16 protein-coding genes are annotated in these 23,652 nt (G+C 71.8%); 7 read left to right on the forward strand and 9 right to left on the reverse strand.

From position 1 onward, the window contains the following. The first annotated feature begins 28 nt into the window (after positions 1–28). From NLX94_RS21770 to NLX94_RS21780, 3 genes are all read left to right on the forward strand, one after another. Positions 29–913: a S1 family peptidase gene (locus tag NLX94_RS21770; protein ID WP_254384680.1), complete on the forward strand. Its 885-nt coding sequence runs from the start codon at positions 29–31 to the stop codon at positions 911–913. A 563-nt stretch (positions 914–1,476) separates the two neighbouring features. Beyond that, the gene (locus NLX94_RS21775) at positions 1,477–2,301 is read left to right on the forward strand and encodes a S1 family peptidase (protein WP_254384929.1); all 825 of its coding nucleotides are present in this window, start codon (positions 1,477–1,479) and stop codon (positions 2,299–2,301) included. 122 nt (positions 2,302–2,423) lie between these two features. Next, positions 2,424–2,903, forward strand: a complete 480-nt coding sequence (locus NLX94_RS21780) for a hypothetical protein (RefSeq protein WP_254384681.1) — start codon at positions 2,424–2,426, stop codon at positions 2,901–2,903. 188 nt (positions 2,904–3,091) lie between these two features. Here the strand turns inward: NLX94_RS21780 and NLX94_RS21785 are convergent, their stop codons facing one another. From NLX94_RS21785 to NLX94_RS21815, 7 genes are all read right to left on the reverse strand, one after another. Beyond that, entirely contained in the window at positions 3,092–3,988 is an 897-nt protein-coding gene (locus NLX94_RS21785) for a DUF4231 domain-containing protein (RefSeq protein ID WP_254384682.1), read from the reverse strand. Between the two features lie 95 nt (positions 3,989–4,083). After that, positions 4,084–8,079 carry an FxSxx-COOH system tetratricopeptide repeat protein gene (gene fxsT / locus NLX94_RS21790; protein ID WP_254384683.1) on the reverse strand — a complete coding sequence of 1,332 codons (3,996 nt, stop codon included), beginning with the start codon at positions 8,077–8,079 and terminating at the stop codon, positions 4,084–4,086. Continuing rightward, a complete protein-coding gene (locus tag NLX94_RS21795) occupies positions 8,063–9,484 on the reverse strand; it encodes a TIR-like protein FxsC (RefSeq protein ID WP_254384930.1) in 1,422 nt (473 codons plus the stop codon). Before NLX94_RS21795 ends, fxsT begins: the two co-directional genes overlap by 17 nt. A gap of 43 nt (positions 9,485–9,527) precedes the next feature. After that, a complete protein-coding gene (locus NLX94_RS21800; protein ID WP_308402485.1) occupies positions 9,528–10,262 on the reverse strand; it encodes an AAC(3) family N-acetyltransferase in 735 nt (244 codons plus the stop codon). 95 nt (positions 10,263–10,357) lie between these two features. Continuing rightward, the gene (fxsB, locus tag NLX94_RS21805) at positions 10,358–12,652 is read right to left on the reverse strand and encodes a radical SAM/SPASM protein FxsB, inactivated metallohydrolase extension form (RefSeq protein WP_254384684.1); all 2,295 of its coding nucleotides are present in this window, start codon (positions 12,650–12,652) and stop codon (positions 10,358–10,360) included. Between the two features lie 29 nt (positions 12,653–12,681). Then, positions 12,682–12,846 carry an FxSxx-COOH cyclophane-containing RiPP peptide gene (gene fxsA, locus NLX94_RS21810; protein ID WP_254384685.1) on the reverse strand — a complete coding sequence of 55 codons (165 nt, stop codon included), beginning with the start codon at positions 12,844–12,846 and terminating at the stop codon, positions 12,682–12,684. A gap of 451 nt (positions 12,847–13,297) precedes the next feature. Further along, the gene (locus NLX94_RS21815; RefSeq protein WP_254384686.1) at positions 13,298–14,200 is read right to left on the reverse strand and encodes an alpha/beta fold hydrolase; all 903 of its coding nucleotides are present in this window, start codon (positions 14,198–14,200) and stop codon (positions 13,298–13,300) included. A 299-nt stretch (positions 14,201–14,499) separates the two neighbouring features. Here NLX94_RS21815 and adhE point away from each other — a divergent pair, with 299 nt between their 5' ends. Further along, the gene (gene adhE / locus NLX94_RS21820; protein ID WP_302170250.1) at positions 14,500–17,136 is read left to right on the forward strand and encodes a bifunctional acetaldehyde-CoA/alcohol dehydrogenase; all 2,637 of its coding nucleotides are present in this window, start codon (positions 14,500–14,502) and stop codon (positions 17,134–17,136) included. A gap of 110 nt (positions 17,137–17,246) precedes the next feature. Here the strand turns inward: adhE and NLX94_RS21825 are convergent, their stop codons facing one another. Beyond that, positions 17,247–17,969 carry a VOC family protein gene (locus NLX94_RS21825; protein ID WP_254384687.1) on the reverse strand — a complete coding sequence of 241 codons (723 nt, stop codon included), beginning with the start codon at positions 17,967–17,969 and terminating at the stop codon, positions 17,247–17,249. 102 nt (positions 17,970–18,071) lie between these two features. Continuing rightward, positions 18,072–18,629, reverse strand: a complete 558-nt coding sequence (locus NLX94_RS21830) for a TetR/AcrR family transcriptional regulator (RefSeq protein WP_254384933.1) — start codon at positions 18,627–18,629, stop codon at positions 18,072–18,074. Between the two features lie 218 nt (positions 18,630–18,847). Between NLX94_RS21830 and NLX94_RS21835 the strand changes: the two genes are divergently transcribed. The 3 genes from NLX94_RS21835 to NLX94_RS21845 all read left to right on the forward strand — a co-directional run bounded on the left by NLX94_RS21835 (position 18,848) and on the right by NLX94_RS21845 (position 23,623). Continuing rightward, positions 18,848–20,260 carry a cytosine permease gene (locus NLX94_RS21835; protein ID WP_254384688.1) on the forward strand — a complete coding sequence of 471 codons (1,413 nt, stop codon included), beginning with the start codon at positions 18,848–18,850 and terminating at the stop codon, positions 20,258–20,260. A 141-nt stretch (positions 20,261–20,401) separates the two neighbouring features. Beyond that, a complete protein-coding gene (locus NLX94_RS21840; protein ID WP_254384689.1) occupies positions 20,402–22,066 on the forward strand; it encodes an amidohydrolase in 1,665 nt (554 codons plus the stop codon). 123 nt (positions 22,067–22,189) lie between these two features. Continuing rightward, positions 22,190–23,623, forward strand: a complete 1,434-nt coding sequence (locus tag NLX94_RS21845; protein ID WP_254384690.1) for a hypothetical protein — start codon at positions 22,190–22,192, stop codon at positions 23,621–23,623. Positions 23,624–23,652: the final 29 nt, after the last annotated feature.

Consider the following 23,652-nt stretch of genomic DNA (forward strand, 5'->3'; position numbering starts at 1 on the left):
GCTTCGATTCCCTTCGGGAGGACAATAAGTGACGATCAAGCGCAACTTCCGTTCCCGGCTGTTCGCCGTAGCCACCGGACTGACCGCCGTGGCCACCATCGCGGTTCCCGCGTCGGCGTCCGAGGCCCCGAACGGCGGCAGCGTCAACGCCGAGCGTTTCGCCGCGGTGGAGGCCTCGCTCCTGCGGGCCGACGTCGCCGGCACCTCGTGGGGTCTCGACCCCGCGACGGGGGCCATCGTGGTCACCGCGGACTCCACCGTCTCGGACGCGAACATAGAGAAGATCAAGAAGGAGGCCGGGGCGAACGCCTCGGCGGTGCGCGTCGAGCGGACCCACGGCAAGCTCTCGAAGCTGCTCAGCGGTGGCGCCGGCATCTGGGCCTCGCAGTGGCGCTGCTCCCTCGGCTTCAACGTGCGCCGGGGCACCGCGTACTACGCCCTGACCGCCGGTCACTGCACCGACGGTGCGAGCACCTGGTGGTCGAACTCGAGCCGCAGCACCAAGATCGGCCCGACGCGTGGCAGCAGCTTCCCGACGAACGACTTCGGGATCATCCGCTACGACAACAAGAACCTCTCGCACCCCGGTTCCGTCGGCGGCCAGGACATCAAGACCGCGGTCAACGCCACGGTCGGCATGTCCGTCAAGCGCAAGGGCAACACCACCGGTACCCACGGTGGCAAGGTGACCGGCCTGAACTACACCGTGAACTACGGCAACGGTGAGATCGTCTACGGCATGATCCGGACCAACGTGTGCGCCGAGCCCGGCGACAGCGGCGGCCCGCTCTACTCGGGCACCCGCGCGGTCGGCCTCACCTCCGGCGGCAACGGCAACTGCACCACCGGCGGTACCACGTACTTCCAGCCCGTCAAGGAAGCGCTGACCCGCTACAACGTCAACGTCTACTAAACCCGGGGCCTTCGGGCTTCAGGTAGACCGGACGCGCGCCTCTGGCGCAGCCCCGGGCACCCCTCCCGTTCGCGGGGAGGGTGCCCGGGGCATCCGCGTTTCCGGACCCGTTTCCGACCCCCGTTCCCGGATTCGTTCAGCCCGTACGGCGTACCGTGCGGTTTCCCGCGGGGCCGGCGTGGAAGGGTTGAGCGGCATGAGCGCTGACGCAGCCGACACCGGCGACACGGACGGCACGGACGGCACGGACGACGCGGAAGGTCGAGTTCCGGCCGTTCCGGGGCCCGGGATCCCGGCGCGCCCTGCCCGTCGGGATCGTGGAGGGCGGGCCGAGGCCGAAAGGCGCCCTTGCTAGCGGTATCCGACGCCAGGAGACTCCCGTCAGCGTCTCTCAGGACTTGTCAGGGGCACGTCGAGCGGTACCCCGTCCGCCGCGCCCCCGGCAGCCCTCCACGGGCCCGGCAGCACCCCACCCCCGCCGGGCCTCCGATCCCCACTCGGGAGGACGACAAGTGACGATCAAGAGCATCATCCGTTCCAGGCTCTTCGCCGTGGCCACCGGCATGGCCGCGGTGGCCGCCCTCGCGGCCCCCACGGCCGCGCACGCCGACGGCGGGTTCAGCGCCGACCGGCTCGCCTCCGCCGGCGCCTCGGTCCTGCGCGCGGACGTGGCCGGCACCGCCTGGCACACCGACCCCGCCAGCGGCACCCTCGTGGTCACCGCCGACTCCACCGTCTCAGCGGCCGACATCGCCAGGATCCGCAGCGAGGCCGGAGCGAACGCGGCCGCCCTGCGCATCGAGCGCACCCCCGGCAAGCTGCGGAAGCTGATCTCCGGAGGCGACGCCATCTACGCCTCCGGCTGGCGCTGTTCGGCCGGCTTCAACGTGCGCAGTGGAAGCACGTACTACATCCTGACCGCCGGACACTGCACCGACGGCGCGACCACCTGGTACACCAACTCCGCCCGCACCACCGCCATCGGCCCCACCGTGGGCTCCAGCTTCCCGAACAACGACTACGGGCTCGTCCGCTACGACAACGCCTCCGTGGCCCACCCCGGGACCGTCGGAAGCCAGGACATCACCAGCGCGGTCAACGCCACCAACGGCATGTCCGTCACCCGGCGCGGCTCCACCACCGGCACCCACAGCGGCTCGGTGACCGGGCTCAACGCCACCGTGAACTACGGCGGCGGCGACATCGTCTACGGAATGATCCGGACCAACGTCTGCGCCGAGCCCGGTGACAGCGGCGGCCCGCTCTACTCGGGCACCCGTGCGGTCGGCCTCACCTCCGGCGGCAGCGGCAACTGCTCCTCGGGCGGCACCACGTTCTTCCAGCCCGTCGTCGAGGCGCTCAACGCGTACGGCGTGAGCGTCTACTAGCCCCGTACCCCGGCCACGGGTCTGCCACGGTCCCGTGCGCCCCCGCCGCACCCCTGGACGTCCTCCCGCCTTCTGGGAGGATGTCCAGGGCGTTCGTGTCCACGGGGGGAGCGGGTTTCTGCATGAAGCGAATCGGCGTGACCGGGCACCGGTCGATTCCGGACGAGCTGCTCGGACATGTGGAGGAGGGCCTGCGGGCCGTACTGGGCGGCCACGACGGGCCGCTGGAGGCCCTCTCCAGCCTCGCCGAGGGAGCCGACCAGCTGTTCGCCGCCATCGCGCTGGAATGCGGCGCCGACCTCACCGTGGTCATCCCCAGCGGGGACTACGAGGAGGGCTTCACGCAGACGGGCGCGCTGGACCGGTACCTGGGGCTCAAGCGCCGGGCCTCCCAGGAGGTCAGGATGGACTTCCCCCGCTCCACCGACGAGGCCTACTACGCGGCCGGCACTTACATCGCGGATTCCTGCGACCGCCTCGTCGCCGTCTGGGACGGCCTGCCCGCCCGCGGGCACGGCGGCACCGCGGAGATCGTCGCCTACACCCGCGCGCTCGGGAAGCCCGTCACCGTGATCTGGCGGGAGGGCGTGGCCCGGGACTAGGCCGTCTCTTCCGGATCTTGCCTGGCCCGCGCCGCCCGGCACCGCACCTCGCCGCACTGCCGGGGCACCCGAGTACGTCCAGTACACGGGAGCCCCGGCAGCACGGCGAGGCACGGCACCGGACGACGCGGGCCTGACCGGCAAGATCCGAAAGAGACGGCCTGGCCGGGCCGCGCCCCCGCGGGCCGTCAACTGCTGTGCCGGGCCAGCCAGTCCGTGTGCTGCGGGGACACGTACCGCTCGGTCTCGTAGACCGCGGTCGGCCACTGCGACTCGGTGATCGTCGTCTGCATCACGACCATCATCGCGGACAGGTCCTGCTCGATCAGGGTGTGCGCCTCGATCAGCGGGTGGTGGCGCCGCACCTCGTTCCAGGCGATGCCGGCCGTCGCCGCCGCGCTCAGCAGCCCGGTCAGGGCCGGGCCCGGACCCGAGCCGAACGCCCCGAAGAGGGCGAACAGCAGCGCCAGCAGGGTCAGCAGCACGATCGACCACGACCACAGGGCCGTCGCCCGCCGGGACACCTCCGTCTTGCGCTGGTACCAGTTGCGCTGCTCGATCAGCCGGTCGCGGACGTACGTCTCCCTGCGGACCTGGTAGTCCAGCCCCCGCAGCCGGAACATCGCACCGGTGATCTCCCCCTTCTCCGGCACCAGCCCGGCGGTCCGCGGATCCTCCCAGCCCATCTTCCGCAGCTCGTTCAGCCCCGCCTCCAGCCGCGTGCGGTACGTCTCCTCGACGCGCGGGACATCGCTGCCGAAGGGGGCGCCGTGGACGGCGTACCGCCAGGCCAGCGATTTGATGAACTCCGCGGCGCTGCGGTTGAGCTGCCACTGCGGGCGGGCCCGGCGCCGGGTGGCCCGTACGCCCACGCCCAGCACCCCGGCGTACGCGAGCACGCTGAGGAGCCCGGACAGGTACGCGGAGCCGAGCTTCGGCCCCGCGGGCAGCGCGGCGATCGCGGCGGCCACGACGAGCAGCGTCAGCTGGGCGCGCGTGGCCTGGGTGGACTCCCGCTGCCGGGAGATCGCCGCCTGGTCGGTGTGGTGGAAGAGGGCCGGCAGGTCCTCGTTGCGAAAGGTCATGCTGTCACTCACAGCGAACCCCCCAGTCTGCTGGTTCTGCGTCTATCGGGAGGGGAGGTGCGGGGGCGGCGCCCGGCGGGAGCCGCCCCCGCGGATCACACCGCCAGCGGCTCCAGGTCCCGGTGGACCCGGCGCTCGTCGCGGGCGTACCGGCTCAGCCCGTGGTCCTCGCCGAGCAGCCGGGTCAGCTCGGCCACCGCCTCGGCCCGCACCCGGTTCGCCTCCTCCTTGCGGCCCACCATGTCCAGGCTGATGGCCATGTTGGAGGAGCTCGCCAGGGTCTCCGGATGGTGCACGCCCAGCGCCTCGCGCAGCCGCATCACCGAGAGCCGCTCCAGTTCGAGGGCGCCCTCCGGATCGCCCAGGTCGGCCCGGGCGTTGGCCAGGTTGAGGTTGGCGAAGATGGTGTGCGGGTGGTTGTCGCCCAGCACCTCGCGCATCTGGCGGATGGTCTGGCGCAGCATCGGCTCGGCGGTGTCCGCCGCTCCCGTGCCCCAGTGGAACACCGCGAGGTTGTTGACCGCCGCCAGGGTGTACGGGTGCCGCTCGCCCGGCACCTTCATGTACTCGTCCACCACCTCCTGGGCCAGGTCCCGCGCCCCGCCCGGGTCCCCGGTCGCGAACAGGTCCGAGGCCAGGTTCAGTTCGCAGGCGAGGAGGTCCGGGTTGACCGAGGTGTACTTGGCCCGGTACCGGTTGCGGGTCGCCGTCGTCAGCCTCAGCGCGTCCTCCACGTCACCCGCCCTGCGCAGCGACACCGCGAGGTTCTTGGCCGCCGACAGGGTGCCGGGGAAGGCCCGGCCCAGGGTCCGCTTGTAGGTCTCGTACGTCCGGCTCAGCAGCTGCACCGAGTCGTCGTACCGGCCCACCTCGCGCAGGTCGCGCGCCAGGTTCTGCGCCGAGGACAGGGTGTACGGGTGCTCCGTGCCCAGGACCTCGGTGCGCCGGTCGAAGACCTCCTGGTCGATCTCCCTGGCCCGCGCGTACTGCCCGATCATGCGCAGGTTCAGCGCCAGGTTGTTCGCGGCGGCCAGGGTCCGCGGATGGGCCTCGTGGAAGATCTGCCCGAAGCCCTCGTGCGCCGCGTTGGCCAGCTCCATCGCCTCGCCGTAGCGGCCGAGCGCGCCCAGGTCCATCGCCAGCCCGCTGGTGGTCATGTACGTGTGCGGGTGCGAGGGGCCCAGCGCCGCCTGCTGGCGCTCCAGCGTGCCCTCGTCCAGCTCCATCGCCTCCACGAACCGGCCCTGCGAGCGCAGGATGTTCGAGAGGTGGAAGCGCAGGTACAGGTACTGGAGGTCGTCGCCGCCCAGGGTCTCGCGCCAGGTCTCGCGGAGCTCCTCGCCCAGCGCGTACGCGGCCTTGAAGTCACCGCGCTTCCAGAGGTAGCGGACGCGGTCGATCAGCAGCCGGCGGGTCTCCGGCTCCTTGCAGAACCGGGCCTCCGACGGGGTCAGGTGCGGCCAGATCGTGTTGAACCGCGGCCAGGTCTCCGGGTTGTCTATCGGCTCGTCGTCGTCCGGCCGGGCACCCGCCAGGATCCGGTGCACCGCGTGCCGGGCCTCGAGCTGCTCCTCCTCGGAGAGCTGCGCCCGGATCACGGCCTGCACCAGGCGGTGCACCTGGATGCTGTTGCTGACCTGGTCGACCTTGGCGAGCGCGAAGCGGCCGATCTCCCGGATGACGCGGCCCAGCACCAGCTTCTCCTGGAGGGAGGAGTCGTACGGCTTGAGGGCGTCGATCATCTCCTTGCTGTAGAGCAGGTTCGCCGAGATCGGCTCGGGTGCGAAGAAGGCGCACAGCTGGAGCAGCCGCACGGCCGCGGGGGAGCGGGACTGGAGCCGCTCTATGGAGACGTTCCAGGTGGCGGCCACCGGCTCCGGGTAGCCGGGCGGCTGGTTCAGCGCCAGCACCCGGGCGGCCTGCTGGGCCAGCTGCTCGATGTACGCGGACACCGGGGTCGCGGTCTCCGCGATCCAGGCGCCCGCCTGCTCGACGGCCAGCGGCAGGTCGCCGACGGCGATGGCCACCTGCTCGGCGTCCTCCTTGCTGAGCCCGGGAGCCCGGCGCTGGAGGTGCTCGATGGACTCCTCGCGCAGGAACACGTCCACCGGGAGGGCGTCGCCGTACTGGGACCAGGACTGGTTGCGGGAGGTGACCAGCACGTGCCCCGGGCCGCCCGGCGGGAAGTACCGCTTGAGCGTCTCGGGATCGTCGGCGTTGTCGAAGACCAGCAGCCAGCGCGAGGAGGGAACCCCGCGCCGCAGCAGGTCGATCGCCTCCTGGGAGGCGGCCGACATGTCCTCGCCGGTCTGCGCGCCGAGGCGTACGGCCAGCTCCGCGAGGGCGGCGACCACGTCGTCGGTCTGCTCGGCGGAGATCCACCAGACCAGGTCGTAGTCGGCCATGAAGCGGTGGACGTACTCCAGTGCCACCTGGGTCTTGCCCACGCCGCCGAGCCCGAACAGGGTCTGCGGCTGCGGCAGCACCACGGATATGCCGCCGCCGAGCTGGTCGCGCATCCGCTCCAGGACGATGGAGCGGCCGGTGAAACCGGGGTTGCGGGGCGGCGCGTTCCAGATCTTCGGGACCGTCCCCGGGAAGCGCGGGCCGGGCGTCGAGGTGCTGGCGACGGTGTCGGGCAGCGCCATCGGCCGCTCCACCGCACGCAGCAGCGCGGTCGTGGCGTGCACCTCGTCCAGGCGGAACAGGTCCACCGGGTTGCGGTCGATGTACGGGGTGGACAGGCGGACGTCGCCCACCCTCAGCGGCACCAGCTGGCGCCGCCCCCCGGTCGGGTCCTCGGCGGCGGCCCGCTCCCACACGTCCACGGCGCGGGCGGACTTGAGGTAGGCGCTGGAGAGCAGCACCACGGTCCGCGCGGCGGTGTCGACGCTGATCCCCGTACCGCCCAGGGTGTCGCCGGAGGAGCCGGCCGGGGCCCGCTCGGCGGAGACGTCCCGGGGGACGACCCGGAAGCCGGCCCGGGTGAGCACCGATTCGATCCAGTCGGCCCACATCCGGTTCTCGGCGACGTAGGAGAGGAAGAGGTCGGCGGGCAGGGCGGGGCGGCGCCGGGTGAAGGCGTCGCGGATGCGCAGGCGCACCTCCTCTCCGATGGCCGGCATCGAGGTGACGTCGCCCTCGGTGACGACGGTGGTGAGCCGTTCGAAGGCGGAGAGCAGGGAGTTGGTGAGCCCGGCCTCGTCCCCGAAGGTGGCCAGGGTCTCCTCGTAGGCGTAGTAGGGGCGGTACGGGATCTCCACCGCGCCCCAGTAGGAGGTGAGGTCGTCCCCGATCAGGCCGTTGGGGAAGCGGTCGAACTTGATCCGGGCCAGGGCGCGGCCGGCGTCGGCCTTCTCCTTCTCGCCCTCGTCGATGCGCATCGGGACGGGGTAGATCTTGATGCCGCGGTCGTTGAACCGCTCGTCGATCTGCCGGGCCACGGAGGCGGCGCCGTCGATGGACTGGTCGGACAGGGTGAAGCAGTCGACCAGGACGTCGGGCAGGTGGACCGTGCAGATGTCGGCTATGTCGGAGAGGCCGGTGCGGCTGTCGATCAGGACGTAGTCGTAGTTCCGCTTCATGTCCGCGCGTAAGGCGTCGAAGAAGAGGCCGCCGCCGAGGCGGTCGTAGAAGTTGTCCCAGTCGAAGGTGGAGACGGTCGCCGAGTACTCGCGGTTCTGCCGGCCCGCCGAGACGAAGTCGAGGGTGCCTCCGTCGGGGAACTCCCAGCCGAGGGTCTCGGGGGTGAGCGAGACGGCGTGCGGCTGGATCCGCGCGTAGTCCTTGTGCCAGTCGTCGGCGCGCTGCACCGGACTGGTGGCCGCCCACGCGTACTCGCTGATCAGGTCGATGACACCGGTGGTGGCGCCGAGGGTGGAGGGGTCCAGGAAGGGGTGGAAGAAGCGGTGCAGGCCGGGAGCCTCCAGGTCCCAGTCCACGGCGAGGACCCGCTTGCCGTTGGCGGCGAGGATCCAGGCGGTGTTGGCCAGCGCCATCGTGCGGCCCGTGCCGCCCTTGTACGAGTAGAAGGTGACGATGCGTCCCTCGCGGTGCTCGTCACGGCTCTGGCTGTCACGACTCGATGTCATCCGCGTCCCCCCGGTCGTTGTCGTTGTCGTTGGTCTCGTCATCGGCCCCGCGGTACCCGCGGCCCGTGCTCCCCGCGGTGGGCGGGAAGGGGGCGGGTGGTGGGGCCGGCGGCCCGTTCATCCCCATCGGGCCCAGCAGCCGGGGCCGTTCGGTGCCGGCCGCGGGGCTGCCGGCCGGCGGATAGACCTGGGCGTGTCTCAGGAACTGCTGGGCGGCCGCCTCCACCACCTGCGGCAGGATCTGCCCCAGCGTCTCCATGTTGGCCACGCCGTTGGCGGCGGCCCGGCAGGCGGCCCGGCCCTGGCTCATCTTGACGGGCATGGTGTCCTCGAGGCGGTGGGCCAGCTCGCTCTCCTTCGCGCGGCTCTGGTGGTCGTACCGGTTCCACGGCACGACCACGTTGATCCACGGCCGGGACTCCTGGTCGAAGGCGGCGAGCCGCTGCCTTCGCTGTTCGTCCTCCACCGCCCACCGGTCCACGATGAGGATCTCGGGCCGGGTCGGCGGCTGTTTGGAGTCGAAGTGCCCGGCCTCGTCGTCGAAGGAGCCCACCGTCGTCTGGTAGTTGAGGTTGCGGACCAGGTCCTCGGCCACGTAGGCGATGGGCCGCTGGGAGACCGGGTGGTACGGGTTCCAGTCCAGCGCGCTGTCCCCGTAGTACTCCGGGCTGCGGCCCTCGGGCAGATCGTGCCGGGAGGAGGCGGCCACGGTGACGTGCAGGGTGCGGGCGGTGGTGCCGGGGGTGCTGGCCGGGGAGCCGAAGGCACTGGGCACGAGGCGGTAGTCGAGCGGCCGGATCGGATCGAGCCGGACGGTCTCGGCAACCCGGACGATCCGTTTGGCCAGTTCGTACACGGCGCTCTCGTACTGCTCGGCGTAGCCCCGCAGTTTGATCAGCCCGTAGAGCCCGTCGGTGACGTACCGCTCGCCGAAGGTGTTGTGGTTGAACTGCAACCGCTCGGCGGGAAGCGGTAGTTGTGAGGGCGGCACCGGAACCCATAACGCGGGCACGATGGCCTCGGCCGGCTGGTTGCTGAGCGCCACGTGGTGGATGGTGCGCTGCGCGAAGGCGAACCACTCCTTCCCGCACATCTCACTGGCGAAGTAGCGCGGCGAGAACAGGGGGACGAAGACCCGGCAGGTGGCGAGCGCCGCCCCGAGCCGTTCCGACCAGCCCTCACCGCTGCGTATCTCCCGGTCCATGAAGCCGGCCTCGGCTCCCGCGGGCAGATTCGTCAGCGCCATGACATGGCTGCAGAGATCGCGGAAAAGCCGCTCCACCCACATGTCCGGGTCCGGTCCTCCCGCCCCGAACCTCGGTGTATGCGCATAACTGAGAAAAAAGTACGGCTGCACTGATGCGGGCACACGACCCCCGTCCCGAAGATGCGAGCGAAGAAACATCATTCCGGAGCTGCTCCGCCACATCCCCTCATCGTTCAGTCAATCAGCGTCTGTTTTCGGTCATCCATTCAAGCGCGTGATCGACGGCATGCGGAAGGGCGAAGAGCATGGTCGATGCTCCGCCGATCCGCCCCCGGCGTATCCCGTCCTCCGGGAACGCGCCGCCGATTCCGGCGAAATCGCTGTCATCCAGCGCGATGTCCTCGTACGCGGTCCACCCTTCCCGCTTCGGCCCTCCAGGCTGCCCCCCTGAAGACCCCGGAAGGTTCACCTTCACCACACACTCGTACATGCGCAAGGGGGGCTTCGGAATTCGATACTCCGCGAGATGGAAAGCGGTGCAGACGGAAAATCCCACATTGATCATGAGTACCTCCCATCCCTCCCCGCACATCTTTCCCAAGGGTGATTCCTCGCCCAAATGGCTGGTCAGCGGATGTTCCGCACACAGTTCCCGGGCCCCTTCCCCGACCGCGGCGAAAGAGGTCTGCGGATGCCCGCTGCGCGCCGCTCCCGGGGCGGTGCGCACCGCCTCGGCGAGGACCCCCATGCCGTGGCTCGGGGTGTGCGCCGGGTCGAAGGCGGGCATCCCCGCGCGGAAGGCCCGTACGCCCTCCTCGGAGAGGCCCGCGATCTGCGCCAGGTGCGCCGTGGAGGTCTTGGAGTTCTGCGGGGTGAAGGCCGGCACCGCAAGGGTGCCGACCGGGCCGACGGCGGCGAGGAGGGCGTCCCGCAGCTCCCCGGCGCGCAGGCCGGTGCCGCCGAGCGAGGCGTGCACCAGGAGGCGCGCACCGGGGCGGACGCCGAGGGCGCGGAGGGGGCCGGCGAGACCGTCGGGGGCGGCGCGGCCGTGGTGGCCGTCGGGGGGACCCGTCACGCGTCGACCGCCTTCAGTTCCCAGCGGAGCTGCTCCACGAGCCGCTTGCCGGAGCTCGTCAGCTCCGCGGCCCCCGACAACCGGTCCAGCGCCCGGTTGATCCGGTCCAGCCCGCCGGGCTCCGGGACGGAGGTCGCCCTCCGGTAGGCCTCCACGGCCACCCGCTCGTGGACGTCGGCCAGCAGCCGGGACACCGGGACCGGGCGCTCCCGCCACGGCGAGGGGTGCTGCCACTCCCCGTCCAGCGCGTACAGGTCGGCCACCTCGGTCAGCGCCTGGAGCCCGGCCCGCCGCCGCCCGGTCAGCAGGGCGAGCGCGGTCTCCGCCACCCCCGCCGCGTACGGCACTCCGAGCGCGCCCGGGCCGTGCCGCCCGGCCTCGCCCCAGCCGCCGGCCCGGGGGCCGCCCGCGAGCGGGGTCAGCGTGGTCAGTCCGGTGGCGGCCGCCCGCGCGAACCCGGGCACCGAGGCGTGCAGAAGCTCCCACGCCGCGTCCAGGCGCTCCCGCCACTCCTCGGCCTCCCCGGCGCCGAGCCGCAGCCTGGGCGGGCGGGGGAAGCAGTTGCGGTGCGGATCCAGGTCCTCCAGCGCCACCGGGGCCCGGTCCGGCCCCGGCGACCAGGTGCGTACGGGCTGCCAGCGCGCGTCACCCGCCGCGGGCCCGAAGCGGTGCTCGGGGCGGCCCCCCTCGCGGACGGCGTACCCGCCGTCGGTGGCGTGCAGGGTGGCCCGCCCGTCGGTGCCGGGCTCGCCCAGGCGCAGCAGGCCGAGCGTCGGCAGGTACACCTCGCCGTCCCGGTAGACCACCTCGGCGGGCAGGTCGAGCCCGCCGCGCAGTACGGCGGCGGCGGCCAGCGCGGTCAGCCTGCGGGCCGCCTGCGGGGCGCCGGGGCCCGCCTGCGCGGGGTCCAGGCAGGCCATGACCCAGGTCCGGGTGAAGGGGTGGGCCAGTACGGCGTCCAGCGCGGCCGCGCCCTCCTGCCCGGCCCGCTCCACGTCGCCCAGTACCCGCCAGGCCCGGTCCCAGTCGGAATCACCCGTGCGGCGGTCGTTCAAGAGGGCGAGCAGGTCCCGGGTGAGCTGCTCCTGGGAGGCGGCCAGCGCGGCCGGGTCGGACAGTTCCGGCGCGCTCGCGCGGGCACTCGTACGCCCCTCCACGCCGTCGACGAGCTCCCGCAGGTCGGTGCAGTAGACGGAGGGGTGGTCGAATTCCCGGTCGGATCCGGCCGCTTCCGCTCCGGGCGTTTCCGTGTCCGCGGAGGCCTTGTAGCGGTGCGTGTAGAGCCCGCCGCCGCACGAACGTACGACGGGGCACCGGCGGCACGTGGCGCTGACGCCGGCCAGTCCCAGCTGCCGGGCGCGGACCCCGGGATGGGCCGCGACCAGGTCGAAGGGGTGGTCGAAGACGTTGAACCCGGTGGCGGCGGCCCCTTCGAAGGCGCTCTTCAGGGAGTCGACCTGCTCCAGGTTCCCGTCGGTCTCGACCACGACGAGATCGGTGGGGGCGAGGCCGAGGGACTCGGTGAGGCTGGGGCCGCCGGACAGGGTGGAGAACAGCGAGTCGAAGAGCCGCACGGGTACCGGGCGTCCGAGCTCCTCCCAGTGGTCGAAGACCCGGAGCAGCCAGCGCGCGTAGGTGTCGGGGGCCTCGTCGGGGCGGACCGGGGGCGTCTGCCAGGTGGCGTGCGGGAGGAGGAAGTCCACGCGCGGCGGAGCCAGTTCGACCAGGGCGTCGAGGACGGCGACGGGATCGTTGGCCACGTCGATGGTGCAGAGCAGTCCCTGGTAGAGGTGGCGGTAGGGCTCGGTGCGCAGGAGGTCCACGGCGGCGAGGACCAGGGGGTGGCTGGTGCGTCCGTCGGCGAAGCGCCGGTGACGGTCGTTGGCCGCGCGGTCCCCGTCGAGGGAGACGCTGACGCTGACGCCGAATTCCGTGAAGAGGTCGAGGTAACGGCGGCTGAGCTGCAGGCCATTGGTGTGCATGCGCAGGTCGAGGGCGGCGATGCCGTCGAGGGCGCGGGTGAATTCCTCGCACACGAGCCGGAGGCGGGCGGTGCCCGCGAGAAGCGGTTCCCCTCCGTGAAGGATGACCGTGACGGAGGGGAGTGCGTGTGTCCTTGCGTGTTCGGCGAGCCGCGACGCGGTCTGCGTGATCACCTCGGGGGAGATCACTTTCGGCCGGGCGCGCCAGCTCTGATCTGCGTGTTCGTAGACATAGCAATGATCACAAGCAAGATCGCATCTGCTGTGAACTTTCAGGACGATCTCGCGAAAAGCGATCAGGCCGGTCATTCCACCAGTCTAGAGCGCTGACTTCCGTGTCAGAGCGCAGAGTTGAAGATGGGCGTCTGAACCTTTCGGCCGGATTCCGTCGGGAGGACTCGTCCCAGGGTCGCGGCCGCGCGCGCACCGCGGACATCGATCCGGTCGAGCGGGACGCGGGTGGCCGTGACGGTGCTGGCCGGGTGGGTTGCGGAGGTGTTCATGACGCCGTCCTCGGGGAGGTCATGGGGAATGGGAGAGGTGGACATTGGCGAGAAGCCAATGTCTGGCGCGGACTTTACCTTCCCGATCGGTGATCGGCGTGCCGAACTGCCCAGGCCGTTGTTACAGAGTCATGTCCTGCGCAGGGCCGATCGGGCGTCTCTGGCAAACATGATCGAATTCATTCGGGACCGGCAATCGCCCGTTTGCCTCAAGGCAAGATCCTTTCTATTCGAAGGCCTGCCGCGGCCGTCGGGCGCCACCTCCGGAACGGGGGTGGCGGCGGGCCGGTGCAGCGGCAGGTTCCGGGCCTCTGACCTCGCCGCATGCCCCCTCCGCCCCCTTCGCTCCGCCGGTCCGGAGCGTGTACTTCCTTGGCGGGGAGCGGAGTTGAAGGACGCAGCCCGTCCCCGGGTACGGATCCTCCCGGCCCCGGGCCCCCGGCCCCCGGCCCTACGCCGGCTGCTGCTCGTTGACGGGAGGCGCGGGCACCTCCCTGAGCAGCCACGTCAGTACGTCGGGCAGGGCGCGCAGGGCCGCGAAGTGCGCGGCGGCCGGGTCGATGGTCGTGGTGGCGCCCGGGATGCGGCTGGCCAGCCAGCGGGAGTGGCCCACGGGCGAGAACACGTCGAGCTCGCCGTGCCAGATCAGCACCGGGCAGCGGATGTCCGCCGGGTCGAAGCCCCAGGGGCTGCTGAAGGCGATGGCGTCGTCGATCCAGCCGTAGGCGGAGGTGCGGACCCCCTCGCGGTAGTTGCGCAGCAGCATGGCGCGCAGCCCCGCGTCCGCGACGATCATGCGGTCGCTGTCGGTGAGCTCGCGGCGCAGCTCGTCCAGGAGCCGGCCGGGGTCCTCGGCGATCCCGGCGGCGCGCGGGATCAGCCGGGCGGCGAGTTCCTCGGGGTCCCGGCCTGCGGTGGAGTGCTCCCGGACGTTCGAGGGGGACATGCCCTCGAACCAGTCCAGGTTCTCCGCGTCCCGGGGGGCCAGGGAGACCAGTGCGGCGGTCCGGGTGACCCGGTCGGGGAGCAGGGCGGCGCAGGCCAGCGCGCCGGGGGCGCCGCCGGAGCGGCCGGCGACGGCGAAGTGCTGCAGGCCCAGGGAGTCGGCGATGGCGGCCACCTCGGTGGCCACGTCGGCGACGGTGCGGCCCGGATGGCGGTCGGAGCCCCCGTACCCGGGGCGGTCGTAGGCGATGAGCTGCATGCGGCGCTGGTAGAGAACCATGCCCCGGGGGGCGGGGCCCAGCCGGCTGCCCGGCATGCCGTGGAGCAGGAAAACGGTTTTGCCGTCCGGGTCGCCCCAGCGCTCCACCGTCAGATTCCGTCCGTCCGCGACGCGCACCTGACTGCGCACGCGCTCCCTCCCTCACGGTCGACGCGACTCGTCACGGTGATTGTGCTCGCTGGGGGAGGAGCGCGGTAGGGCGCACTTCGTCCGAAATTCTTGTGAAAGTTTTCACAAGCGCACACGGTCTTAGGTCCCGAGGTATCTGTGCAGGTCAGAGGTGTGGTCGAGAGGGTGTGAACGGGTGTGAACAGCCCTTCGGCCCGGTGGATAAGGGCTTTTTCGGCAGCTCGGCTTCCGCTTTTGGGTGTCGAATTGAGTCATCAGGAAAGCGGTTCAGGTTGAGTCGAAATGAAGGAGTTCCTGCCATGCAGGCGAACGAGATGGTGGATGGACTGGTCCAGGGGGCGCTCGCGGCGCTCGACCAGTTCTCGTCGTTCAACCAGGAGCAGGTCGACCACATCGTCAAGAAGGCCTCGCTGGCCGCGCTGAGCCAGCACGGCGAGCTCGCCCAGCTGGCCGTCGAGGAGACGGGCCGCGGCCTCTTCGAGGACAAGGCCGTCAAGAACCTCTTCGCCTGCGAGCACGTCGTGAACTCGATGCGCGGGCTCAAGACCGCCGGCGTCATCCGCCGCGACGAGCTGAACGGCATCACGGAGATCGCCGAGCCGGTCGGCGTCGTCTGCGCCATGACCCCGGTCACCAACCCGACCTCCACCACGATCTTCAAGGCCCTGATCGCCCTGAAGACCCGCAACCCGATCATCTTCGCCTTCCACCCCTCCGCGCAGAACTGCTCGGCCGAGGCCGCCCGCATCGTCCGCGACGCCGCCGTCGCCGCCGGCGCTCCCGCCAACTGCGTCCAGTGGGTCACCGCCCCCTCCATGGAGGCCACCGGCGCCCTCATGAACCACCCGGGCGTCTCCACCATCCTCGCGACCGGCGGAAACGCCATGGTCAAGGCCGCCTACTCGTGCGGCAAGCCGGCCCTGGGCGTCGGCGCGGGCAACGTCCCGGCGTACGTCCACAAGAGCGCCAAGCTCGGCCGCGCGATCCACGACATCGTGCTCTCCAAGGCCTTCGACAACGGCATGATCTGCGCCTCCGAGCAGGCCGTCATCCTCGACGCCGAGATCTACGAGAAGGGCATCGCCGAGTTCAAGCGACTGGGCGCCCACGTGGTCTCCGCCGCGGAGAAGACCAAGCTGGAGCAGTTCGTCTTCGGCACCACCGCCTACGCGGCCGACGCCTCCGGCGCCAAGCTGAACCCGGCCGTCGTCGGCAAGTCCCCGCAGTGGATCGCCGAGCAGGCCGGCTTCACCGTCCCCGCCGACGCCTCGATCCTCCTCGCGGAGTGCAACGAGGTCGGCGAGAACGAGCCGCTGACCCGCGAGAAGCTGTCCCCGGTGCTGGCCTGCCTGAAGGCCTCCGACACCGAGCACGGCCTCGAACTGGCCGCCGCGATGGTCGAGTTCCACGGACTGGGCCACAGCGCCGCCATCCACGCCGAGGACGAGGAACTCGTCGAGGAGTTCGGCAAGAAGGTCAAGGCGATCCGCGTCATCGCCAACTCGCCCTCCACCTTCGGCGGCATCGGCGACGTCTACAACGCCTTCCTCCCCTCGCTCACCCTGGGCTGCGGCTCGTACGGACACAACTCGGTGTCGAACAACGTCACCGCGGTCAACCTGATCAACGTCAAGCGGATCGGACGGCGCAACACCAACATGCAGTGGTTCAAGGTCCCGCCGAAGATCTACTTCGAGCGCAACTCCATCCGCTACCTCGGTGAGATGGACGGCATCAGCCGGGTCTCGATCGTCACCGACAAGACGATGGTCTCCATCGGCTTCGTGCAGAAGGTCGTCGACATCCTGCAGGCCCGCGAGGGTGCCGTGTCGATCCAGATCATCGACAACGTCGAGCCCAACCCGGAGCTCTCCACCGTCCAGGCCGGCGCCGCGATGATGCGCGACTTCAAGCCCGACACGATCATCGGCCTCGGCGGCGGCTCCCCGATGGACGCCGCGAAGATCATGTGGCTGATGTACGAGCGCCCGGAGGTGGAGTTCGCCGACACGAAGGAGAAGTTCTTCGACGTCCGCAAGCGCGCCTACAAGTTCCCCTCGCTCGGCGAGAAGGCCAAGATGGTCGCCATCCCGACCACCTCGGGCACCGGCTCCGAGGTCACCCCCTTCGCCGTCATCTCCGACCCGGCCGCGGCCCAGAAGTACCCGCTCGCCGACTACGCGCTGACCCCGAACGTCGCCATCGTCGACCCGATGCTGCCGATGGGCCTCCCGCCCAAGGTGACCGCCGACTCCGGCTTCGACGCCCTGACGCACGCCACCGAGGCCTACGTCTCCGCGTACTCGAACGACTACACCGACGGCCTCTGCCTCCAGGCCATCAAGCTCATCTTCGAAAACCTGCAGCGCTGCGTGGTCGACGGTCCGAACGACCCCGAGGCCCGCGAGAAGATGCACAACGCCTCCACGGTGGCGGGCATGGCCTTCGCCAACGCCTTCCTGGGCATGGTCCACGCCATGGCGCACACCCTGGGCAACACCTTCCACGTCGCCCACGGCCGCACCAACGCGCTGCTCCTTCCCCACGTGATCCGCCACAACGGCACGGTCACCCACAAGGCCACCCCGTGGCCGAAGGCCGAGGTCTACCGGGCGCCGGAGCGCTTCCAGGAGATCGCGAAGATGCTGGGCCTGCCGGCCGCCACGGCCGCCGAGGGCGTCGAGTCCTACGCCAAGGCCGTCGAGGAGCTCCGCAGCAAGTGCGGGATCACCTCCTCCTTCGCCGAGGAGGGCGTGGACGAGCAGGCCTTCATCGAGGCCCTGCCGACCCAGGCCATGAACGCCTACGCCGACCAGTGCGCCCCCGCCAACCCGCGGATGCCGATGATCGACGACCTGAAGCAGCTGATGCGCCAGGCGTACTACGGCAACGCCGAGGGCGCCCCGGCCAAGAAGGCCGCCGCCAAGAAGAAGTAACTGCCCAGGGGAAGTGATCCTCCTCCCCACCGAGAACCTCCGCTAAGGAGCGGAAGAGCCCGCCCGGGACGCTAAGGCCCGGGCGGGCTTTCCACATGTCCACGGCAGCGTCAGCGGGGCGGCCGCAGGGCGAACTCGTTGCCGTCGGGGTCGAGCATCAGCACCCTGGCGCCGCCGCCCTCGCCGGTGTCGGCGCGCTTCGCGCCGAGCGAGACCAGGCGCTCGATCTCTGCCTTCCCGTCCGCGCCGGCGGGGAGCGCCAGCTCGAAGTACAGCCTGTTCGTGCCCGTCTGCGGCGCGACCGGAGGCCCACCCCACGTGATCTTCGTACCGCCGTTCGGTGACTGGATCGCGGTCTCCTGGTCCTGGTCCCAGACCAGCGGCCACCGCAGCGCCTCGCTCCAGAAGTACCCGACCTCCCGCGTGCCGTCGCAGGCCAGCGCTCCGATGGCACCGGTGTCGGCGAGGAACGCGTTGCCCGCCTCGATGACGCAGAACTCGTTGCCGTCGGGATCGGCGAGCACCACGTGCCCGTCTTCCGGGAGCTGGCCCACGTCGATGTGGTGCGCGCCGAGGCCCAGCGCCCGGGCCACCGTCTGCCGCTGATCCTCCGGGGAGGCGCTGGTCAGGTCGAAGTGCGCCCTGTTCTGGACGGTCTTCGGGTCATGGCCCGGCAGGAAGCGGATGCGGAATCCGGCGGCATCGGGGGGCAGGATCGCGGCGGCGTCGCCGGGAGCGTCGGCGAGCTCCCAGCCGAGGACCCCGGACCAGAACCGTGCGAGGTCCGACGGGTGGGTCGCGTTGAAGCAGATCGCGAACAGTTGGCTGGTCATATCCGCTGCGTCTCCGATCCGCGCACGGTCACTGCCGTGCCTCGCACTCCTGGCGGGCGCAGCCTAAGAGGGCCGTGCGGCCCCCCGCATCCGGTTTTCCGCTCACAGGTGCGGGATCAGCAGGGCCGCCGCGGAGCGGGCGCGCTCCAGGGAGGTGGCCCGGTCCGCGCCGCGCTCGCCCAGCACCACCCGGGTGCTCAGGCCGTCCAGCAGGGCGAGCAGCTCCGAGGCCCGGGCGGGGACCTCCAGGCCGGCGGCGAAGCGGCCCTGCTCCACCCCCTTGGCGAGGAGCGCCTCCAGGTCCCGCTGCCAGCCGTCGTCGATCTCCTGCTGGGCGGCGCGCAACGGTTCGTTCGAGGGGATGCGGGCCCACAGCTCGATCCAGAGCGTCCAGCGCGGATCGCGGAGGCCGCGCGGCAGGTAGAGCTCCAGGAAGAGCGCGAGCTTGCGGTGGGCGGTGAGCCGGCGGCCCAGCAACGCGGTGCGCTCTTCGGCCAGTTGCTGCTCGCTCCAGCGCAGGGCGGCCAGCAGCAGCCGGTCCTTGGTGCCGAAGTAGTACAGGATGTGGCCGCCGCTGGTGCCGAGCCGGTCGGCGAGCGCGGACATGGTGAGCGTCGCCAGCCCGTCCTCGGCGATCGCCGTCATGGCCTCTTCGAGCATCCGCTCCTGGGCGATCCGCCCGTCGCGCCGCCGTGCGGCTCCTGCTGTCACCTGTGCCGCCTTCCCGATCTTCGTGGGCCGACCCTATCCCGGACAGGGTCTTGACGGGGTCCTGGTCGGGAGCGCATCTTGAATGTCATTCAAGAACTTAGAACGCCGTTCAAGGTCGGCTTCGCGGTTCGGTCCACCGCTTCCCGCCGAAGGTCAGGGGCAGACGCATGGCACACCAGGAGACGACGGCCGCCGTCGACGAGGTCTTCAGGGACGAGGTCTTCAGGGTCGAGACCCACGGCATCGACCCCATCCCCGACGCCGAGCGCCACGGCGGGGCCAAGGACCTCTTCTGGCTCTGGTTCGGTTCGAACCTGACCTTCACCTACGTGATCAACGGAGCCCTCGCCGTCGCCTTCGGCCTCAGCTTCTGGCAGGCCACCGCCGTGGTCGTGATCAGCGGGCTGTCCTTCTTCGCGATCAGCGCCGCCGGCCTCAGCGGCATCCGCACCGGCACCGCCACCCTGGTCATCTCCCGGGCCGCCTTCGGCGTACGGGGCAACTGGCCGGCCGGCGTCCTCAACTGGGTGGTGAGCATCGGCTACACCATCGTCAACACCGTCGTCGGCACCCTGGCCCTGGAGGTCTTCTTCGCCGAGGTCGGCCTCGGTGAAGGCACCCTGATCCGGGCCCTCGCGCTCGGCCTCACCCTCGCGCTCACCTTCGCCGTCGCGATGTGGGGCCATGCCACCGTGCAGTTCGCCGAGCGCTGGATGGCCTACGTCCTGGCCGTCGGCTTCGGCGCCCTGCTCGTCTTCGTCCTGCCCGGCGCCGAGACCACCGCCCCGGCCGACGCCCTGGCCCCGGGCCTGTCCGGCTGGAGCCTGGCCTTCGTCGTGATGCTCGCCGGGCCCTTCTCGTACCTGCCGATGCCCGCCGACTACACCCGGTACCTGCCCCGCACCACCTCGCTGAAGTCGATCACCTGGATGGGCGCCCTCGGCGGGTTCCTCTCCTCCGTCGCCCTCGGGATCGCAGGTGTGGCCGCCGCCACCCAGACCGACATGACCGACGCCGTCGCCGGAGCCGAGAGCCTGCTCCCCGGCTGGTTCCAGCCGCTCTTCCTGGCCCTGGTCCTCGGCGGCTCCGTCACCAACTCGATCATCACCCTCTACTCCTCCAGCCTGAACCTCCAGGTCCTCGGCATCCCGTGGAGCCGGGCCCGCGCCATCGTGGTCAGCGCCGCCGTGACCGCCGCCGGATCGCTCGCCGCGCTTTTCCTCACCGACTTCACCACCTCCCTGCTGTCCTTCCTCTCGCTCCTGATCATCGTGTTCGCCCCCTGGGGCGGCGTCTTCCTCGCCGACATGCTGCTGCGCCGCTGCCGCTACGACTCCGAGGCGCTGCACGCCGGGAGCGCGGGCGCCTACTGGTACCGCTCCGGCTACCACCCCGCCGGCATGGCCGCCCTGCTCGCCGGCATGGCCTTCGCCGCCCTGACCTGCGACTCCGAGCTCTGGACCGGGCCGCTCGTGGCCCCGCTCGGCGGCGCCGACCTCACCCTGCTCGGCTCGGTGGTCTCCGGGCTCACCTACTGGGCCCTGGCCCGCCGGGTGCCCGCGTACGCCCCGGCCGCCTGAGGGCTCCCTCCGGGCCCGGGGGCTCCCTCCGGGCCCGGGGGCTCCCTCCGGGCCCGGGGGCTCCCTCCGGGCCCGAGGGCTTCCTCCGGGCCCCGCCGCCGCCCACCTCCCCGTACCGCCTCTGCACAGGAGCACCGCCCCATGTCGTACCCCGCACCCGCCCCCGCCGATCTGCTCCTCACCGGGGCCCGCATCCACACCGTCGACCCCGAGCTCCCCGAGGCCGAAGCCCTCGCCGTGCGGGGCGGCCGGATCGTCTGGGTGGGACCGGACGCGGAGGCCGCCGACTGGGCGGGCCCGGACACCGAGCGGATCGACGCGGGCGGACGGCTCGTGCTGCCGGGGTTCATCGACGCCCACAACCACGTCCGGCTCGGCTCCGACGACGCCTGCGTGCAGCTCGCCGGCGTGCGGACGCTCGAAGGGATCCTCGACCGGATCGGCGCGTGGCGCGAGGCCAACCCCGGCGCCGAGTGGATCGAGGCCGAGGCCTTCGACTACTCCGCGATCCCCGGCGGCCGCATGCCCACCGCCGCCGACCTGGACCCGGTCACCGGCGACACCCCCGCGATCGTGCTCTCGTACGACGTCCACACGGCCTGGCTGAACACGGCGGCCATGCACCGGCTCGGGGTCGCGAAGGACCGTACCGACCTGCCCTTCGGCACGGCCGCCGTGGACCCGGAGACCGGTGAACCCACCGGATTCGTCAAGGACTTCGCCATCAAGGGGCTCTCCCGCGACGGCCACCGCGCCCTGCGCGACCTGGGCGTGCCCTGGGCCTCCCCGGACCGCCAGTACGGGCGCCTCGCCAAGAGCCTCGACGACGCGATCGGCTTCGGGATCACCACCGTCGTCGAGCCGCAGAACTCCCTCGACGACCTGGAGCTGTACGACCGGGCGCGCGCCGAGGGCCGGCTGCGCTCGCGGATCGTCGCCGCGCTGTTCCACCCGCGCGGGACCACCGAGGAGGACCTCGACCTCTTCGAGGCGGCGGCCAAGGTGCACGGCGGGGACCGCTTCCGGGTGGGCCCCCTCAAGCTCTACATCGACGACGTGGTGGAGCCGCGCACGGCCGCCCTGCTGGAGCCGTACACCGGCTGCGGGGCGCACCGGGGCGAGACCTTCTACCCGGCGGAGGAGTTCGCGGAGCTCCTCGCCCGGCTGGACGCGCGCGGGTTCCAGTGCTTCGTCCACGCCACGGGCGACCGGGGCATCCGTACCGTCCTCGACGCCGTCGAGCACGCGCGGGCGGTGAACGGCCCGCGGGACGCCCGCCACCAGGTGGTGCACGTGGAATGCCTGGACCCCGAGGACGTGCCGCGCTTCGCGGAGCTCGGCGTGGTGGCCTGCATGCAGCCCCGGCACTGCGCGCCGGAGATCGCCGGTCCGGGCCAGGACTGGGCGGAGAACGTGGGGGAGGGCCGCTGGCACAAGGCGTGGCCGATGCGGAGCCTCGCCGACGCGGGAGCGGTCCTGGCCTTCTCCAGCGACTGGAACGTCGCCGAGATGGACCCGATGATCGGCATCTACACGGCCCTGACCCGGCGCCCGCTGGGCGGCGGCGAGCCGTGGCAGGAGCAGGAGACGGTGGACGCCCGGAGGGCGGTGTACGGCTACACGATGGGCTCCGCCTACGCCAACTTCCTGGACGAGGACCGGGGTTCCCTCACCGTCGGCAAGGCGGCCGACTTCGTGATCCTGTCCCGCGACATCCTCGCGGTGGCCCCGGAGCGGATCCCCGGAACGGTGGCCGAAACGGTGGTGGTCGCGGGCGAGGTGGTGCACCGGGCGCCGTCGGCCTGACGCGGGACGCCGCCGGGGCCCGGGAAATGGCTGGCAGGGCGGGGGAGCGGGAGTTAGTCTCGCCGCGATGACGACTTCCCGTACGCAGAGAATGGGGGTCCCGTCCGCGCAAGGTGAGTGCTGATGCTCACTCGAACCGCGAACGGGCCTTCCCACCCTTCCCACCCTTCCCGCCCTTCCTTCTGGCCGCGCGTGCGTGAGTACGCCGTGCCGCCCTCCATGATCGAGACCGCGACCGCCCGCCGCTCCGCCGGTGACTGGGCGGGGGCGTGCGCCGCCTCGGCCGTCGACGTGGACTTCGACCTGCGCCTCCTGGCGCGCACCCACGGCCGCGCACTCGCGGCCCGGATCCGGGCCGACCTGCGCCACCTGGCTCCGGACCTCCTGCGCTGGCACCTGCCGAGGATCGCCCCGGACGGACTGCTGCGCCCCGGACTGACCATCGCGCTGGCCCGGTACGGGGGCGCCGGCGGTGCGTGCCCGGTGCACCTCGTGGCCCGTACTCCACCGGCCTGGGCGGAGTACGGGCAGCGGATCAGCCTCGCCCTGTGGGACGGAGCCCGCTCCGAGGACGTCGGCCGCCGCCGTCCGGGGGCCGGTCCGCATCCACATCCGCACCCGCACCCGCATCCGCGGTTCCGCCTCGACCTGCACCGCCACCTGTGGGACGCGCGCCGGAGCGACGAGCTCCGCGTCCGGTCCGGGGCCGACCAGCAGCCCGGCGGCGCGGGTTCCGTGGCGGATCCCGCCTTGTCGGAGCTCCTGCCGCCCTCGCTCCGCTGCGCCGTCGACCGGTGGGCGGCCGAAGCCGGGATCGTGCTCCGGGCAGAGGGGCGCTCCGGCGGTACGGTCGCCGTGCGGCTCGGCTCCCGGCACCGGCTGTACGTGCACCTGCGCGGCGACGGCGCCGCGCGGATCTCGGTGGCCGCGCCGATGGAGGCGTGCGCCCCCGCCCCGCCGGCACTGCCCGACGCGGCGACCTGGGTGCTGCCCGACCTGGACATGCTGCGTGCCGGGGCGATCGACGCGGGCCGGCTGCACCCGCTGGTCGGCCGAGCCCTCGTACCGGACTGGTCGACGCCGCGGGCTGCCGCAGCCGCGGACCGGCCGGGGGGCACTCGCCTGGTGGACTGCCGGGGTGCCCGGCACCGGATCGGCCTGGTCGACGGGGTACTGGCCCCGCTGGACCACGACCCGGACGAGATCCGCCGCGAGGAACTGCTGGTCGCGCTGACCGGTACGCCCCTGCCCTGCCTGCGCGCCATCGACGAGGCGCACCGCCGTCCGGACTCCCTCTCCGGCGTCCGCGAACGCCTCGACCACGGCGACACCGCCGGAGCCCTGGCCGTCGTAGAAGGACTGCTCGGTCCCGGAGCGCTGCTGCGCGACGGCCCGTTGCGGGACGAACTGGAGGCGGCCGCGCTCCGGCGGGTGACCTACGGACTGTTCCGGGCGGGCCTGGCGGTACCGGCCCCCGGGCGCGTCCCCGCCGGTTACCGCTCTCCCCGCCCCCGGCGCACCGAGCGCTCGCATCCGCGACACGCGTCCCGCCGCTGACCCGGTCCTTCTGCGCTGCCCCCTTCCCG

Origin of the sequence: Streptomyces sp. TBY4 (assembly GCF_024213195.1) — a bacterium.
Taxonomy (GTDB): Bacteria; Actinomycetota; Actinomycetes; order Streptomycetales; family Streptomycetaceae; genus Streptomyces.

Excerpts from the sequence above, each read along its gene's own strand:
- NLX94_RS21825 (WP_254384687.1), bottom strand. The coding sequence starts at position 17,969 with ATGACCAGCCAACTGTTCGCGATCTGCTTCAACGCGACCCACCCGTCG.
- NLX94_RS21775 (WP_254384929.1), top strand. The coding sequence starts at position 1,477 with ATGGCCGCGGTGGCCGCCCTCGCGGCCCCCACGGCCGCGCACGCCGAC.
- NLX94_RS21845 (WP_254384690.1), top strand. The coding sequence starts at position 22,190 with ATGCTCACTCGAACCGCGAACGGGCCTTCCCACCCTTCCCACCCTTCC.
- NLX94_RS21795 (WP_254384930.1), bottom strand. The coding sequence starts at position 9,484 with ATGTTTCTTCGCTCGCATCTTCGGGACGGGGGTCGTGTGCCCGCATCA.
- adhE (WP_302170250.1), top strand. The coding sequence starts at position 14,500 with ATGCAGGCGAACGAGATGGTGGATGGACTGGTCCAGGGGGCGCTCGCG.
- fxsB (WP_254384684.1), bottom strand. The coding sequence starts at position 12,652 with ATGACCGGCCTGATCGCTTTTCGCGAGATCGTCCTGAAAGTTCACAGC.
- fxsA (WP_254384685.1), bottom strand. The coding sequence starts at position 12,846 with ATGAACACCTCCGCAACCCACCCGGCCAGCACCGTCACGGCCACCCGC.
- NLX94_RS21835 (WP_254384688.1), top strand. The coding sequence starts at position 18,848 with ATGGCACACCAGGAGACGACGGCCGCCGTCGACGAGGTCTTCAGGGAC.
- fxsT (WP_254384683.1), bottom strand. The coding sequence starts at position 8,079 with ATGACATCGAGTCGTGACAGCCAGAGCCGTGACGAGCACCGCGAGGGA.
- NLX94_RS21840 (WP_254384689.1), top strand. The coding sequence starts at position 20,402 with ATGTCGTACCCCGCACCCGCCCCCGCCGATCTGCTCCTCACCGGGGCC.
- NLX94_RS21830 (WP_254384933.1), bottom strand. The coding sequence starts at position 18,629 with ATGCTCGAAGAGGCCATGACGGCGATCGCCGAGGACGGGCTGGCGACG.
- NLX94_RS21780 (WP_254384681.1), top strand. The coding sequence starts at position 2,424 with ATGAAGCGAATCGGCGTGACCGGGCACCGGTCGATTCCGGACGAGCTG.
- NLX94_RS21785 (WP_254384682.1), bottom strand. The coding sequence starts at position 3,988 with ATGACCTTTCGCAACGAGGACCTGCCGGCCCTCTTCCACCACACCGAC.